The 15,075-nt window shown below is 44.4% G+C and carries 15 protein-coding genes; all 15 read right to left on the bottom strand.

Annotated features, from left to right (window positions below; translation table 11 throughout):
• Nucleotides 1-33: 33 nt before the first annotated feature.
• The 15 genes from AC6R05_RS10675 to nrfB all read right to left on the bottom strand — a co-directional run bounded on the left by AC6R05_RS10675 (nucleotide 34) and on the right by nrfB (nucleotide 14,817).
• On the bottom strand, nucleotides 34-687 hold the full coding sequence (locus tag AC6R05_RS10675; protein ID WP_032549265.1) for an MBL fold metallo-hydrolase: 654 nt from the start codon (nucleotides 685-687) through the stop codon (nucleotides 34-36).
• Between the two features lie 138 nt (nucleotides 688-825).
• On the bottom strand, nucleotides 826-1,374 hold the full coding sequence (gene mepK / locus AC6R05_RS10670) for a peptidoglycan L,D-endopeptidase MepK (protein WP_500647337.1): 549 nt from the start codon (nucleotides 1,372-1,374) through the stop codon (nucleotides 826-828).
• A gap of 173 nt (nucleotides 1,375-1,547) precedes the next feature.
• Nucleotides 1,548-3,092, bottom strand: a complete 1,545-nt coding sequence (locus AC6R05_RS10665) for a L,D-transpeptidase family protein (RefSeq protein ID WP_500647336.1) — start codon at nucleotides 3,090-3,092, stop codon at nucleotides 1,548-1,550.
• An 82-nt stretch (nucleotides 3,093-3,174) separates the two neighbouring features.
• Nucleotides 3,175-4,263 (bottom strand): DUF1513 domain-containing protein, encoded by a 1,089-nt coding sequence (locus tag AC6R05_RS10660; protein ID WP_500647354.1) that lies wholly within the window; start codon nucleotides 4,261-4,263, stop codon nucleotides 3,175-3,177.
• On the bottom strand, nucleotides 4,253-5,311 hold the full coding sequence (locus tag AC6R05_RS10655; protein ID WP_500647353.1) for an imelysin family protein: 1,059 nt from the start codon (nucleotides 5,309-5,311) through the stop codon (nucleotides 4,253-4,255). The genes AC6R05_RS10660 and AC6R05_RS10655 overlap by 11 nt, the downstream gene beginning before the upstream one ends.
• 145 nt (nucleotides 5,312-5,456) lie before the next feature.
• Nucleotides 5,457-6,845, bottom strand: a complete 1,389-nt coding sequence (locus AC6R05_RS10650; protein WP_500647335.1) for a di-heme oxidoreductase family protein — start codon at nucleotides 6,843-6,845, stop codon at nucleotides 5,457-5,459.
• 226 nt (nucleotides 6,846-7,071) lie between these two features.
• A complete protein-coding gene (locus AC6R05_RS10645) occupies nucleotides 7,072-8,331 on the bottom strand; it encodes an imelysin family protein (protein WP_152468542.1) in 1,260 nt (419 codons plus the stop codon).
• Nucleotides 8,332-8,503: 172 nt separating this feature from the next.
• Entirely contained in the window at nucleotides 8,504-9,103 is a 600-nt protein-coding gene (locus AC6R05_RS10640) for a GTP cyclohydrolase II (protein ID WP_150894993.1), read from the bottom strand.
• A gap of 227 nt (nucleotides 9,104-9,330) precedes the next feature.
• On the bottom strand, nucleotides 9,331-9,507 hold the full coding sequence (locus tag AC6R05_RS10635) for a hypothetical protein (protein WP_032549272.1): 177 nt from the start codon (nucleotides 9,505-9,507) through the stop codon (nucleotides 9,331-9,333).
• Nucleotides 9,508-9,597: 90 nt separating this feature from the next.
• On the bottom strand, nucleotides 9,598-9,987 hold the full coding sequence (gene nrfF, locus AC6R05_RS10630; protein ID WP_500647334.1) for a heme lyase NrfEFG subunit NrfF: 390 nt from the start codon (nucleotides 9,985-9,987) through the stop codon (nucleotides 9,598-9,600).
• Between the two features lie 41 nt (nucleotides 9,988-10,028).
• Nucleotides 10,029-10,598 (bottom strand): DsbE family thiol:disulfide interchange protein, encoded by a 570-nt coding sequence (locus AC6R05_RS10625; protein WP_500647333.1) that lies wholly within the window; start codon nucleotides 10,596-10,598, stop codon nucleotides 10,029-10,031.
• Nucleotides 10,576-12,510, bottom strand: coding sequence for a heme lyase CcmF/NrfE family subunit (locus tag AC6R05_RS10620; protein WP_500647332.1), 1,935 nt, complete (start codon nucleotides 12,508-12,510; stop codon nucleotides 10,576-10,578). The genes AC6R05_RS10625 and AC6R05_RS10620 overlap by 23 nt, the downstream gene beginning before the upstream one ends.
• A 55-nt stretch (nucleotides 12,511-12,565) precedes the next feature.
• Complete coding sequence (nrfD, locus tag AC6R05_RS10615; protein WP_032549277.1) at nucleotides 12,566-13,540, bottom strand: cytochrome c nitrite reductase subunit NrfD; 975 nt, start codon at nucleotides 13,538-13,540, stop codon at nucleotides 12,566-12,568.
• 2 nt (nucleotides 13,541-13,542) lie between these two features.
• A complete protein-coding gene (gene nrfC, locus AC6R05_RS10610; protein WP_150872066.1) occupies nucleotides 13,543-14,229 on the bottom strand; it encodes a cytochrome c nitrite reductase Fe-S protein in 687 nt (228 codons plus the stop codon).
• A 3-nt stretch (nucleotides 14,230-14,232) separates the two neighbouring features.
• Nucleotides 14,233-14,817 carry a cytochrome c nitrite reductase pentaheme subunit gene (gene nrfB, locus AC6R05_RS10605; RefSeq protein ID WP_150872063.1) on the bottom strand — a complete coding sequence of 195 codons (585 nt, stop codon included), beginning with the start codon at nucleotides 14,815-14,817 and terminating at the stop codon, nucleotides 14,233-14,235.
• Between the last annotated feature and the right edge of the window lie 258 nt (nucleotides 14,818-15,075).

Below are 15,075 nucleotides of genomic sequence, written 5' to 3'. Positions count from 1 at the left end.
TTATTTAGATAGGAAGTAAGTTATACCGCTCGTTTAGTAAAGTGGCATTTCATCAGCAACGAACGGGTTAGATGCGCGCTCACGACCAAATGTCGATTCAGGGCCATGACCCGGTACAAACGTCACATCGCGACCTAGGGGCCAAAGCTTAGTCTTGATAGACGAGATTAGCGTGTTGAAGTCACCTTGAGGGAAGTCTGTACGACCAATCGCACCGTTGAACAGCACATCACCAACAAACGCCATTCGCGCTTCTTCACTGAATAACACAACGTGACCTGGGGTGTGGCCTGGCGTGTGGATAACGTCGATCACTTGATTACCAAATGTCACCTTATCCCCTTCATCTAGCCATGCATTAGGTTCAAATGCTTTACACAGAGGGAAACCAAACATTTGGCTTTGGTTCTCTAGGCCTTGGAGCCAAAAGTTATCCGCTTTGTGTGGACCGACAATCTCAACATTTAAGATTTCGGCCAGTGGAACTGTGCCACCGACGTGATCCAAGTGACCGTGAGTCAGCACCAAGTTCACCACTTTTACGCCCAACTCTTCAATGATTGCTGCTAGCTGTGCAACGTCACCGCCTGGATCAACAACAATGCCTTCCATGGTTTCATCACACCACACAATCGAACAGTTTTGAGAGAAAGAGGTAACCGGTACAACTTGATACTTAAGAGACATATACAAACCTTAGAAAGCAAACTTAATAATGGCTAATTTAGCGTTCCATTACATAATCTGGCGCAAACTATGACATTGGATGTCTATTTTGACAAGTTTTGAGCTTGGTACAACCAAACGCATCGAGCCGGGGCTTACTTACCAGCTGCGCACAGGACCTGTATCAATGTGAATGAAATTGCTACGAGCATAATAACCTACACCACCCGCTTTCAAACTTTTCGCAACGTCACGTAGCTCTTTTAGGTTTACGCCATCAATACGGAAATCGATCGCTTTACCTAACATGTGGTAGCTCTTTTTCGCCACACCACTTGAGTTTGAGCGAAGCGCTTCGTTAGTCGCTGGAGAGCGGTAACCAGAGATGATCTGTACTTCTTTTTGAATACCAAGGATATTTTGGATCTGAGTTATTTGGTCAAACAGATTCTTGTCCATTGGGTGAATTTCATTACGACGGAAATCGCGACACAACTTACTCAAGCGAGCCATTTCATCACCCACGTAATTCTTACCATCGAAGTAGCAGCTTTCCAACCGTTCACCGGTATGAAGATTATTCATGCTAATGACTCTAGGTTGGTCTGGGTACGAAGCAAAAGCGATTGAAGGAGTGAGTGAAGCCGCGACCACAGAGCCACCAGCAATAGTGAGAAACTGACGGCGAGAGAATACATTTTGAGACATACAGCAAAAAATCCCATTAAATCGAACAAAAAACGCACGATACATAATGGGTATTGCGACGTCAATGAGCAAAATTTGCTCAAAGACGCTATTTTTGATGCCTTAAAACTCTTAGTTATTGATAGGCATTACAAATTCATCAATAAAGTTTTGTTTGTAAATTTTGGTCAAGATCACCCTTCTCCGCCTTCCTTGTCGTACTGGTAAACGTCACCGCGATACTGGATCCCTTCCTCTTCAAACAGAACGGTTTGATAAATAATATGCACCGGGATTCGCTTTTTGAGCCTCACTTTGGTGTTCGGGCCTAGCGAACCATCTTGTTGCGGTGCCTTTCTAACTTTAGTTGCAAACAACAACTCTGCCAGCTCTTCAGCATGTTCTACGCGAATACACCCAGAGCTGTAAGCACGGAAATCGTCATTGAATAAACCTTTACTCGGTGTGTCATGCAAATAGATGGCGCGGTTATTTGGCGTATTGAACTTATACAAGCCCAATGCGTTACGTGAGCCCGCTTCTTGTCTCATGCGATAAGGGAAGGAGTTAAAATTAATGCTCTGCCAATCGATGAGCTCAGGATCTATGGTTTCCATCGTTCTCCAGCCATCAATCACTCGGAAATTATTGCTGGCTAGGTAACTCTCGTCGGCACGTACCTTCGGCAAGATGTCTTTCACCATGATCTTCCAAGGCACATTCCAAGTCGGATTGAGAATCACCGAGTCTAAATTGATTTCCAGTAGTGGCGTTTTACGAGACTTTCTGCCGACTACAACTTTTGATTCAAAGACCTCTTTGCCGCCCTCCCAATACTTCATTTCAAAGCTAGGTACGTTAACCACAATCAGGGAATCTTTGTCTTTCGGCCACAGACGCGCACGCTCCGCATTCAACGCAATCGCTCGTAAACGATCGTCAAATGGCATGTTGATCCACTTCATCGTATCGGGGCCAATGATCCCGTCAGATTTTATTCCGTGGATCTTCTGGAAGGATTTGACCGCGATTTCTAATTCTAGATCGAAAATCGGGATATTTGGGTCAACGTGAGAGATATCGACACCTACTAAAGCCATTCTCTCTAATAAAATTGGCTTTTGTGTAATCTCATCTTTCAGACGTTTGAGGCCAAGTTGATCATAGCGAGGGAAAGTCTCGTCCATCGCTTGAGAGAGTACGGCGTAAGACTCTTTAAACTGATCGAAATTACCCACAGGTGGCGCATAAGAGAGGACTAACTCCAGCAGATAACCGTTATCGATGCTGTCTTGTAAACGTTCTACAGTTTCCGGAGCGGGTTCAGGTAGCCTATCTTGCAATTTCTCTGAGAAATACCACTCTTTACCAATCAGTGGAGCGTTCTCAACATAACTTAAATAGTGTAGAAACGCGTCCGTGGTGAGGATATCGACTTTGTCCCATTCACCCGACGCTTTGTACTGTTCGATTTGATTAAATTGCTCACTGAAAAGAGGAGCAAACTGCGCCTTGTCGATAAGCGACAATTGAAACTCAAAGGCTTTAAACGCTGCAGAGGACTCCCAAACCACTGGGTAAGACGCATCATGGTAAACACGCTGCGTTAATTCTGGGTACAGGAGCGAAAATGACAGGTCAGATCCAGGCTTAATATCCTGTCTGATCTGATGACTGGCGGAGCCCCACGAATGCGTGGAGACCACCAGTAATATGGCGAAAATATACTTCACTAACATGCGATGCTCCTGATGCCAAATCATCTTTTAAGTATGGCAAAGAAATGGAGCAAGCATGTTATTTTTTAAAGATTTTTATGCATCAAGTTGCACTCCAATGGTTATCCCATTGAATACCCGATTGAAGTGTCGATTTATCGTGTGGTCGAGACTGACTGATCACACCACCAGCACCTGAACTTAGTCGAAATTCATCTGCAAGTAGTACCACACCAGAAGCATCAGCAAGATACGAGAGCTCGACAAGTTCGCGTGTCTCTTTCGACCAAATTCCGTAGCAATTACCGCGCGGGGACGTCGCTAGTATCCATTCCTCTGACGCGGCAATACTCGCAATATAGTGATTGAATCTAGACCACTGCTCTGGCTCAGCATTCAAACTGACAAACTCTCCACCTTTAGTGTGCATCGCCAGAAGAGATGGGTATTCATCCGGTTCACCCCGATATTGCTGTCCGCATAGAACCGTCTCTGCGCCATCATGCGCTAGATGTCGAATGCTCAACTTCTTATCTGGCAATCCAACCTGGTCGAGAATCTGCCCCGAAGCAGAAAGATAAGTCAGGCTTGGTTTCATCGTATCGAGGTTTTTCGGTGTGCGGCCATCAGTGTGAACTCCACCAACCCCAATAGCCAGATCACCACTAGGCATGATGATCACTTCATGAGGGCCAATACCAAAACCACTAAACTCTTCAACTTTGGCGTAGTTCTGCTCTACATCGTAAACGCCAATCACTCCTTCACTGGTATCACTCTTACCTTCGGTCGCATATAGGTAACGACCATCCAGTGAGTAAACTCCGTGCCCATAGAAATGGCGATTGTTGCCTTTGACCATCATTTTGAGCTGTTGCCCAGTCACGTAGTCAAACACGATAAAGAAGTTACCCGGGCGACGAGCAAATACGACAGCGTGATTTTGCTTTGGACTTATTGCAACGCCGTGCCCGCGCTCTGGGATCGGCAACTGACTAATAGGCTTTCCGAATTGATCGGCAATCACTGCTGAGAAGCGATCTCTGCCATTCAGTGCACAACCAATCAGTTTAGGTGAACCGTCTGTTACTTGATTCGATTGATTAGAAGCACAACCAAACGGCAGTACTGGAACAGCGGCACAACCTAGTGCCGCCTTCAACAGGTTTCTACGTGTAGAATCAGTCACCATCAGTTGCATTAAACCCTATTACCACACCAAGCTCGATTGCCACTTCTTCGTGAATCAGGTATTTCAGCTGTTCTAGTTTGTTATATTGAGACAACACAAGACGATAGCCTTCTTTGCTTTGCAATAACTCAAACAAGCTCTCTTGCTCTGGCCAAGTTTCGATGGTTTGTTCAAACTGGGCGAAAACACGATCAGCAAGGTCTTGATGTCCCTGCTCTCGTAGGATTGCATCTAAACCTTTGCCATCTGCCAAATAGAGCGCTTCTAATGCAACAACGTTCGCTTTTAGTTGAGCCAATGAAGTTTGCGCGCGCCATGATTCAGAAAAGTATGGTCGTGGCTTACCGATTTTAGCGAGTGGGCGACTCAACTTCTTCATGCTGTAGTCGAGTTGATTCGTCATGAGTGCAATGTACTCTGATTCCCATTGCTTCTCATCAAGAGACGTCCACGGGTTAACCTGCCAAGCCGATGCAATAGCAGAAGATTTCACCGCTAGGTTTTGTGCAATCGCAGTAACGCTCTGACAGCCAGACGCCTTGTCAGCTAATAGTGGAGAAGCTTTATCATAGAAAGACCACTCGAGTGCACCTAGGCCTTGGACTGTCACACTCTGAAGCGCGATATCTTGCTGTGTCCAACGCTTGTTTTGCTGGTTAAGCTGACTCATTTTAAGCCCAGTGGTGTTCTTTTTATCCGGCCAAAACTGCACGTTCCAACTCTCTTCAAGCGCTTTTGCAGGGCCACGCTCCTGCCCTTGCAACGCCATCCAAGCCGTCATAGTTTGTTGCCACTCCGATTTTAGCTGATCTAATGTCACTGCATCGCTTTGGCAATAAGATTCAACCGCCGCTTCTAGCTCAGACGCTTGTTTCGCAAAATTTACCGCTGAATTGAATTCAGTCAGATAAACATTTGTGCTCAAGTGTTGAGTCGTATCGGCAGAGTAACCAAGATTTGCTTCTTGTGAAACGTTAGATTCTCCCGAAGACTGACACCCCGCCACAACCAGAGCTGAAAGCGGAAGAGCCCACAATTTGTTTTTCATGAATTGCTTATTTTTCATGTTATTACCTAATGTTGAGCATTGTTGCGCGTTTGATTATTGGTTTACTTCGCGCAAAGCAAAGGAAACTCACAATGCGTATTGAACATTGTGAATTTCCGATAAAGATATAGAGCCTAAACGTCGATTATAACGAGTTTAAGAACGCAATAAGTGCTTCACGTTCAGACTTATTCAATTTAAGCACGTTCTGCTTAGCCTGCTCGGCTTCGCCACCGTGCCACAATACAGCTTCCATCACGTTACGAGCTCGACCATCGTGCAATAGGAACGTATGGCCGTTAACTTCTTGCGTGTAGCCCAAGCCCCAAAGTGGTGTCGTTCTCCATTCACGACCATTTGCTAGGTACTCAGGTCGATTATCTGCCAAGCCTTCACCCATATCGTGTAAAAGCATATCGGTATAAGGGCTAATAAGTTGCTTAGACAGTGCAGGTAGCCCTTCTCGCTCCATAGTACGGATATTTGTTTGGTGACAACTTTGACAACCCGATTGAGCAAACAGTGCCTGTCCCTTAACTACTTGTGGATCTTCTACATTTCGGCGAATTGGTACTGCTAAGTGTTGAGAATAGAACTCTACAAAGTCGAGAATGTTGTCACTCACTTCCGGCTTACCGCCATCAGGGAAATCAGTACACGTTGATTGGGCCGAGGTGCAGTTTTCATTTGGGAACAGGTTACTTGTTAGACCTAAGTCACCATTAAACGCCGCAGCATTTTGCTGCATGAGATTTGGCTGTCCTGCTTTCCAACCGAAGCGACCGAGTGTCATCTCATTGCTACGAACATCAAGCACTTGGTTCGCTTTACCTGACACTCCCTTGTTCTCTTTCTGTTGTTGCTCGGCAAAACCTAGAATGGTCTCTTCTGGGATACTTTCTAATAGACCAAGACCAATCATAGGTGGAGCGACACGTGCAGAGAACTGTGTTTTCGGATGCATCTCACCAAATGCCAAGTCAGAGATTGTCAGTGTTGGCTTGCGAAGTGTTACAACAGTGCCATCTGCAAAAGTTACAGGTACATCGGTATAGGAGATGTTGACCTTGCCTTCAGGCTTAACACCTTGAATCGCAAAATCTTGGAGTTGGCCACCATACGTTGGCTCTGGAATGACACCATCACGAATAAAAGCGGTTTTCTGCTCTGGCGTTTCTGCAGGGATGCTGAGACGAACCAACATTGAAACGGCGTTCTCATCACCTTTTTCAGGCGCGTGTCCACGTCCATCTTTGATGTGACAGTTTTGACAACCGTTAGTATTAAATAGTGGACCTAAGCCATCACGAGCATCTGTCGATGCCGGCGCAGGCACCCAAGGATTTCTAAAGAAGCTGTTACCTACGCTGAAATCTAGGCGCTTGGTCATAGGCAGGTTCGCTGCTGGAAGAGAGAATGCATTCGCCCCCTCTTTTTTGACGGTAGTCTTACCGCCTGAATAAACATCATGGGCTTGTAATGGCGAAACGAAAAACAGAGCGGTTAAAAACGAGGCGGAAAGATACGACTTCATACATTGCCTTTGCTAAGTTAGTGAGTATTTAGCTTCGTTGTACTTTTTATTGGCTAATACTTAGATTCATTAGATTGGGTTGGCTTTGACGACCGAGGTGAACAGTCATCGGTGGTTGGACGCGAGGTTTTCTCTTTGAGTCACAACCTATTAGCTATCAACAAATAAGGACTCAACAAATAAGGGCTCAAACGAGCCCTTATAAATATCGAGGTATCACAAGAGATTAAAACTCGTGATCAGCTGTGTCAGGGTTCAGGCTATCGATGCCGATGATGCCCGCTGCACGCTCGATTGCTGCAGTTTGAGAAACTAGTGCAACGATCGTTTTGTTCACAAGTGCGTTACCCGCTGCATTGTCTGCTGCGATTAGCTGATCGAAGTACTCGTTGTTCTTCTCTGCTGAAGAAACAAGCTCGCCAACTTGTGCACGTGCTAGATCGAACTGCTTCTGGATCTCTTTCGCAGCTTGCTTGTCTTTTTGCTCAACAAGGTCGTAGATGCTTGGACCAGAAAGCAATGTGCCATCTTCACGCTTGTACAGACCAGTGTATACGTTGTAGATGCCCTGCTCGTTGTAGTAGTGAGAGTTGTGCGTGTTGTCTGAGAAACAATCGTGCTCATCTTCAGTAGAGTTAGCTTCTAGTGCTACCTTCATACGCTCACCAGCAAGCTCACCTAGAGATAGTGAACCCATGCCGAATAGCATCTTACGAAGACCATTGTCGCTAGATTCAGCTAGTAGCTCTTGACGGTAGTTACCCTTTTCATCCGCAGACCACTGCTTTTCCATCCACTCTAGATCTTGAACTAGAAGCTCCGCAGCTGCTTTAAGGTAAGCACCACGACGCTCACAGTTGCCGTTTGTACACTCAGCACCAACAACAAAATCTGTGTATGCACGCGCACCAGCACCAGCGTTAGTGCCGTTTAGGTCTTGACCCCAAAGTAGGAATTCAATTGCGTGGTAACCCGATGCAACGTTCGCTTCAGAACCACCGATCTCGTTTAGGTCAGCGATTAGCTCTGGTGTGATGTTTGATGCGTCAACTTTAGTTTGACCAATTTGGAAAGTTTCGTTTGCAACGATGTTTGCACTCGCGCCTTCGTTACCTAGTTCGTATTGGTAGTTAGTTGAAACGTAATCGATTAGACCTTCATCTAGTGGCCATGCGTTTAGTTGACCTTCCCAGTCATCAACTACAGCGTTACCAAAACGGAACACTTCAGACTGTTGGTAAGGAACACGAGACTCTAACCAAGCTTGTTTTACTTGTTCAAAGTTGCTCGCAGACGGCGAAGCTAAAAATGTGTCGATAGAAGAGTTAAGAGCTTTCGCTGTGATCACAGAGTCAGCAAATACCGCGTGAGCGATGTCAGCGTAGTGCTCGACAACTTGATCTTGGGTCACTGCTGCAAAAGATGAAGCAGAAGCAAAAATGAGTGACGAAGTAACCGCTTTAGTCACTAAAGATTTAATGGTCATGAAGCATCCTTGTTGAGCTTGATTTATTATATATATTAATAGTGCAAACCATTATCATTTGCACTACTTGTTCGAATAATACAAAGTTACAATTTATTTGCAAGGCTCATACAAAAAAACCTCACAAATGTGAGGTTTTTAGTTCATTTTATGTTAGGTCAAGCACGCTAAGTTACTCGATAGTTAAGTTGTGCTTACCGTGAGACACTTTTGCTTTCAGATAGCTCTCATTACCCGACTTGATGTGTGCAGCCGTATTTACAACTTCTTCAATCTCGATACCGTAAGACTTCAGCTCTTTGATTTTCTTAGGGTTGTTGGTAACTAAACGGATTTTGGTCACATCTAGCGCGCGCAACATCTCTGCGGCCTCAGTGAAATCACGTAAGTCATCACCAAATCCTAAGTGGTTATTCGCTTCATAAGTGTTCATACCTTCGCTTTGCAAACGGTATGCGTCAATCTTATTATAAAGACCGATACCGCGGCCCTCTTGACGAAGGTAAAGAATGATACCGCCTGATTCACCCATGCGACGAATCGTCTCATCTAATTGTTCGCCACAATCACAACGTGACGAATGGAACACATCCCCAGTCAAACACTCAGAGTGCATACGAACTAGAGGGATATCCTGTGTTTTGTCTGCTGCTTTGAAAATCACAGCAACGTGTTCTTTATCTGTTTTTAAGCCGTGGAATGAAAGAAGCTCAGCATCGATGTTGCTGCTGGCCCCTACTTTAAAATCTACTCTGGCACGAACTTCCGCCATATCTACACTCACTTGCTATTCGTTGTATTTAACAGCGCTACGTTATTCATTTAAGTAATAATTTTGTAGCGAACAATCTAATGATAGACACTATGGCGCTGTTGATCACTTTTTTCAAGGCTCTGAACCAACAAAATGTTATAATATAACATTTTTTGTTAACAGCATTAAAAAACCCCACGCCAACCAGGTTGACATGGGGTTAAAAATTAGACAGTTAGCTTAACTTAGCCGACCTGCTTCTGCTTCCAGATCACGAGTTGAATCCAGGCATTTTCCAACTCTGCCAGCTCTTCTTGCGTCAGAAGAGAGACTGTTGACTTAGCACTGTACTTATCTGCCCACTGCTCAGATTGGACATGGCTATAAAACTCTTTTTTTAGATTTGAGATTCTGTTTTCCACCAATACGTCCTTATATTAGAGTGCTAAGTCATATACGAGTGGGATATGTTACAAAATACCGATCTTGAGGTAAACAATTAATTTAATTTTTTATGGACTCACCTTAACACTTTTAATTAGCAAATATATAAATAGCAGTAATAAGAGAAGCGGAAATAGCCAAAGTAATCCATTTGTCATTTTGAACGCAGGTTTATAAAGAACAAATTCACCATAACGCTCAGTCATATATTCAATGATTTGTGTATCGGTTTTTCCAGACTTAACCATTTTAAATACATGAAGTCGTAAATCTTTTGCTATTGGCGAATTTGACTCAATTAAATTTTGGTTTTGACATTGGGGGCAACGTAATGTTTTCGCTAATGATATTGCCTGTTGTTGTTGTGCTAAACTATCGAACTCAAATAGTTCCACTTCTACCGCTACCTGTTTGTTGTTAGAAACAAACACTTCATTAGCTTTTAACGATGGGCTCATAACTAGTACACTTAAAAAACACAATACTAAGACTAAGTGATTCATAGCTTTGCCTTATTCTTAAAATAGTCAGCAAACTCCTCTTGCCACACTTGTTGTGTCATTGCTCCCACTAGCTTTTTAATCACTCTCCCCTGTTGGTCAACTAAGTATGTCTCAGGCGTACCAATAACGCCTAGGTCCAATGCCAATTTACCATTAGGGTCGCTTATCACTTGATGGTACGGATTACCAGAAGTTTGAAGCGCCTTAATCGCCGCTGCGGCCGTGTCACGGTAGTTCAAACCAATGATAGGTACATCATTATCCGCAAGCTTTAATAAGACTGGATGTTCTTGCTTACATATTCCGCACCACGAAGCCCACACATTCACTAATTGGTAAGGGTGTGCAGTCACATCCTTTCTCGTCAAAGTAACAGGGGCATTTCCCGCTACCGCACTTCCTGCAGACATAGGTAGACTCGCAAGCGAAAACTCAGGGAAATCTCTCGTATGTTGCTCGGTGACACTGACTTGTTGTTTTTTGCCCAAAGCCAAACCAAAGACGACCATCACTACAGCAGTAATGGCAAACAGCATCACCATTTTATTGCGAACATTGGATTTCATAACCTGTCTCCTTGATTGGTCGCTGATACCTTTGCACGACTAACACTAAACCTCCTGACATCATGAATAACGCCCCCAACCAAATCCAGCGCACATACGCTTTGTACTGCACTCTAAATGCATAACCTTGACGATCGACCTTCTCTCCCATTGTGATATAGATGTCGCCATGCCAGAACCACTTCATCGCCGGTTCACTCATGTTCATAACCCGTACAGGATAATGGCGACGTTCGGGTGTGATAACGAAACGATGCTCTTCGTTTGAGACCTCAATAACGCCTCTCTCTGCAGTGTAGTTATTTCCTACATAGAGCTCTGTCTCTTGATAGGCCAACGTCCAGTCCATAAACTCAACTTGGCTCTGCGGTGCCAAACGGTAGCTCGCTTCGAAAGAGTGAAAGCTGTTCATCCCAGCCCCTACCGCGAGAACAGCCACACCAAGATGTGCTATCGACATCCCAAATAACTTACGTTGATAACGCGTGTTACGCACGCGCCAAAGGCCATAGCCATGGGTAAAAACGACCCAACACGCTAAGCACCAAGTAACCAATACCATCCATGAGATTGAGTACAAGTCACTAATTAACACTTGTGGTACGTATAGAAGCGAGCCACTTACCATGGAAACCACCGCCAACAGCATCGCTAACTTGAGCGAGCACTGTGGTTTACACACCATTAGTGGTGCGATACCCATCATCACAAGAGCCAATAGCCCTAACGGCGCAATCAACAAATTGAAATACGGCGCGCCAACAGAAATAGTCCCGAGGCCTAACAATTCGAAAACCATCGGGTAGAAAGTACCAAACAAAACAATCGACATCGCCAGTATCAACATCAGTGCGGCGATCAACACCATAAAGCCTTTGCTTTTAAAACCAACAATCGCTTGCGATTCGAGTTGCTCCCCTTTGATGATTAACAGGGAGAAAGAGCTCAGTAATACCAAAACTAGGATCAGTAGTAATGACATCCCTTTGGTTGGATCAACCGCAAATGCATGTACTGAAGTAAGTACTCCAGAGCGAACAATGAAAGTGCCTAAGATACTTAAACTAAACGTGATAAAAGCTAAACTGAAAGACCACTTCAATAACTGTTTCTTACCATTGGCAACGCCCAAAATATGCAGTAGCGCCGTTGCAGTTAGCCAAGGCAACAAGCTCGCGTTTTCAACCGGATCCCAGAACCACCAGCCTCCCCAACCAAGCTCGTAATAAGCCCACCAAGAGCCAAGCGCAATACCTGCGGTTAAGAAGCACCAAGCCACTAAGCACCATGTTCGGCAATGTCTTACCCAATCAAATTCAATAGGTTTAATCATCAAGGCCGCAACTGAAAACGCCAAAACAACAGAAAAACCGACATAGCCAAGGTAGAGTAATGGCGGATGAAAAATCAGCCCAACATCCTGCAACATAGGGTTGAGATCGCGCCCTTCGGTGACAAACGCTGAGTTAAGTTCAAATGGATTGGATGCAAATAAGGTAAACCAGGCGAACACAGTGAGAAGCAGATTCATTACCCAAAGGACTGCATCGTGATAGTCCGCTCGATAGCGGCTTTGTCTTGCAATAAGCCCTGCCCAGCAACTTAAGGTAAGCACCCAGAACAGCAACGACCCTTCATGTCCTGCCCATACGGCTGCTATTTTAAAGGCGCTCGGTAGTTGGGTATTTGAATGCTCAGCGACGTAGAGAATCGAAAAGTCGTCTTGATAGAAAGCCACAGCGAGGATGCTCACAGCAGCAATCGATAGAAGAGAAGCCGCTTGAGTCGCACTGCCAATGAAGGCTGAGTAGCGCTTTGACTGAGCATACCAGCCAGCCAAATAAACAATACTCACCAGACTGCTGAGGATTGCGACGCCAATGAGATTGAATAGCCCTAAAGAACCTAGCATATCACCTCGATATGGCCCCAACGAAGGGGCCGGATAGAACAAACATAACCCACGCTTACGCTAGAGTTAATTGGCCAGCATAAAGTACAAAGGTACGGAGCATTAAAACGCCCGCCAAACTCAAGCAAGTCACAGCAAAAATGTAGACTCCAGTATGACGAACCGCTTTAGGAGTAAAAGCATTGAGCAGCAAAGGTAAAACCATGCCGATACCAATCACTCCATACCAGAACCAACTCGCCCAGAACCCACTACCAATTGCATTCCACGCCGCTTGCTCGCTTTGACCACCAGCGAAGATCAAACCAGTGAAGAAGGTCACGAGAACGAATAGTTCAAACATCACCACTGGACGTTCGAAGCCATGGATCCAAGAGATACTCGGGCCTTGAGGAGACTCTTTAAACACCAGAACCCCAAACAAAATGCAGGCTGCGGCACCCGAAGATAAGCTAGAGAACAAGAACAGTATCGGTAATACTGGGTTGTTCAACATTGGGAATGTGTTTAGCGCTGATAGTAGGAAACCGGTATATGCCGCAAGCAAGAGTGCTAGCACTGCCAAAAAGATTTCTGTTGCGTTTTCAAGAGGTTCCAGTTTGCCAATGAGTTTACCAACAAAATCTAAGCGCCCTTTAAGCCAGCTCTGCTCACTCAAAAACAGTGTGATCTGATCCCTAAAGATGATTCCAATCCACACGAATAAGATCGCCATGTAGACTTGGAATAGGATCACGCCCATCGACATCACTGACGTTGGGTTATAGAAGATCATGATCTTCCAGAAAGAGAGTGGTTTCGTAAGGTGAAACACCAAAATAAGCAAACCCGAAATGATGCCAAATGGCGCGAGAAAAGCCGTTGCCTTTAACACTCCATTCTTCGACGCATCACCTTCGATAACCTTCCTCTTAAGGTAGATAGAGATCATCACTGCACCCGCTGACATACCCGCTAAAAACAAGTAGATAGCGATAATCCAATCCCATACCACGGTTCCAGATTGGAAAGCTGTATCCCATGCACTCATAATCAAATCTCCCCTTTCTGATGTGGTACTTTGTAAAGCTTAGGCTGCGTACCTAAATGCACTTTATCTCTGTAAACCACTTCTGATTTCAGCACTTGATTGATCTTACTGTTTGGATCATTAAGATCGCCGAATATCAGCGCTGTTGTTGGACAAGACTCCACGCAAGCAGGCAGTTTTCCTTGTGCTAAGTTCGTATCGCGACAGAAATTACACTTGTCGGCCGAACCGTCTTTTGGATTGAAAAAGCGTACTTGATAAGGGCAAGCCAGTAGACAATAACCACAACCAACACACTTCTCTTTGTGTACGTCGACAATGCCAGTCTTCTCATCTTTATATGCTGCACCTGTTGGGCACACCATGACACATGGTGCGTTGTCACAGTGTTGGCAGGAGTTTCGTGTAAAGCGATAATCGACATCAGGGTATTCACCTTGTGGCTCGCTGCGCACAATTTCCAACCTTGAAACGCCTTCAGGGACCTTATTCACTTCCCGACACGCTTCTGTACAGGCTGTACAACCGATACATGCGGTTTCATCGTGGATCATTCCATAGCGCTTAGTGCCATCAGTCTGTACGCTAGCCAGTGTTTTTCTGCTAGTAACAACCGATGTGCCAGCGATCCCGGTTGTCACAATCACTGCACCGGCACCAGCTAAAAAGTTTCTTCTAGAGCAGCTCATAGATTACTCCTCCTCTTTCTTCTGGTTAAAGTCTGAGTGACAATCAACACACAGTTTGATCGTTGCTTTCTTATCTAAACTCAGAACCTTAGATTTATTAGCGTGTACATCGTGACAATTTGAACAAGTTAGGTTTTTAGCGTGAACGTCATGTGTCCAGTTATCTTCTTGTAAATATTCTGGTTTATGACAATCTGTACATCCACTATTTGCCTGTAAGATCTTTTGAGGATCCAAAAATACCTTATTTGTTCCTTTTTGCGATTGTGCGGATCGATATTTGATCACCTCTGGTGCCCCTTCTCGGTGATCTGGACTTATATTACTGTGACAATCTGTACAGTTAATTTCTCGTCCAACAATATTATGTGCATCTATACCATGTGAACCCAATAATGTTTCTTTGGAATCTTTATGACATTGAACGCACTTATAATCTTTATCGCGAATTAATTCGACTGCATGCCTATTTGATTCCGTTGGCGTTATTTCAACGGATTCGGCAACAGCATGAATGGAATAACCATAGAGGCAGAATGCTAGAAGGGATTTAAGCATTATGACTATGGCCAATTTTATATTGCCCATTTTTCCTTTCCTTATATCGGATTTATTTAACTCTCAACTAAATAAAAATCCGATTAAACAAAAGTATCCTTAAACAGCACTATTACCGTCTAAATGATATCAATTCTTATTTTGGAAAAGCCACAACGCTTTCTATTAATAAGGATATACCTCTAATGGGTTAAGTTGAAATTTGCATTGATGATTATGTGAGCACAGTCACCACATTTCAATTGTGGTTATAGAGTTAAGTTATTGTTCTTTAATGAGAATAATTCT

The organism is Vibrio sp. R11-SG3-ISO9, from assembly GCF_059834255.1.
The sequence above is the reverse complement of the archived record's forward strand: the minus strand, read 5'-3'. Positions and strand labels throughout refer to the sequence as shown.

Bases quoted from the DNA above. Each gene is read 5' to 3' on its own strand.
- AC6R05_RS10655 (WP_500647353.1), bottom strand. From the start codon at position 5,311: ATGAAAAACAAATTGTGGGCTCTTCCGCTTTCAGCTCTGGTTGTGGCG.
- AC6R05_RS10645 (WP_152468542.1), bottom strand. From the start codon at position 8,331: ATGACCATTAAATCTTTAGTGACTAAAGCGGTTACTTCGTCACTCATT.
- nrfC (WP_150872066.1), bottom strand. From the start codon at position 14,229: ATGAGCTGCTCTAGAAGAAACTTTTTAGCTGGTGCCGGTGCAGTGATT.
- AC6R05_RS10620 (WP_500647332.1), bottom strand. From the start codon at position 12,510: ATGCTAGGTTCTTTAGGGCTATTCAATCTCATTGGCGTCGCAATCCTC.
- AC6R05_RS10660 (WP_500647354.1), bottom strand. From the start codon at position 4,263: ATGGTGACTGATTCTACACGTAGAAACCTGTTGAAGGCGGCACTAGGT.
- nrfB (WP_150872063.1), bottom strand. From the start codon at position 14,817: ATGGGCAATATAAAATTGGCCATAGTCATAATGCTTAAATCCCTTCTA.
- nrfD (WP_032549277.1), bottom strand. From the start codon at position 13,540: ATGAGTGCATGGGATACAGCTTTCCAATCTGGAACCGTGGTATGGGAT.
- AC6R05_RS10625 (WP_500647333.1), bottom strand. From the start codon at position 10,598: ATGAAATCCAATGTTCGCAATAAAATGGTGATGCTGTTTGCCATTACT.
- AC6R05_RS10650 (WP_500647335.1), bottom strand. From the start codon at position 6,845: ATGAAGTCGTATCTTTCCGCCTCGTTTTTAACCGCTCTGTTTTTCGTT.
- AC6R05_RS10640 (WP_150894993.1), bottom strand. From the start codon at position 9,103: ATGGCGGAAGTTCGTGCCAGAGTAGATTTTAAAGTAGGGGCCAGCAGC.
- AC6R05_RS10675 (WP_032549265.1), bottom strand. From the start codon at position 687: ATGTCTCTTAAGTATCAAGTTGTACCGGTTACCTCTTTCTCTCAAAAC.
- AC6R05_RS10665 (WP_500647336.1), bottom strand. From the start codon at position 3,092: ATGTTAGTGAAGTATATTTTCGCCATATTACTGGTGGTCTCCACGCAT.
- nrfF (WP_500647334.1), bottom strand. From the start codon at position 9,987: ATGAGCCCATCGTTAAAAGCTAATGAAGTGTTTGTTTCTAACAACAAA.
- mepK (WP_500647337.1), bottom strand. From the start codon at position 1,374: ATGTCTCAAAATGTATTCTCTCGCCGTCAGTTTCTCACTATTGCTGGT.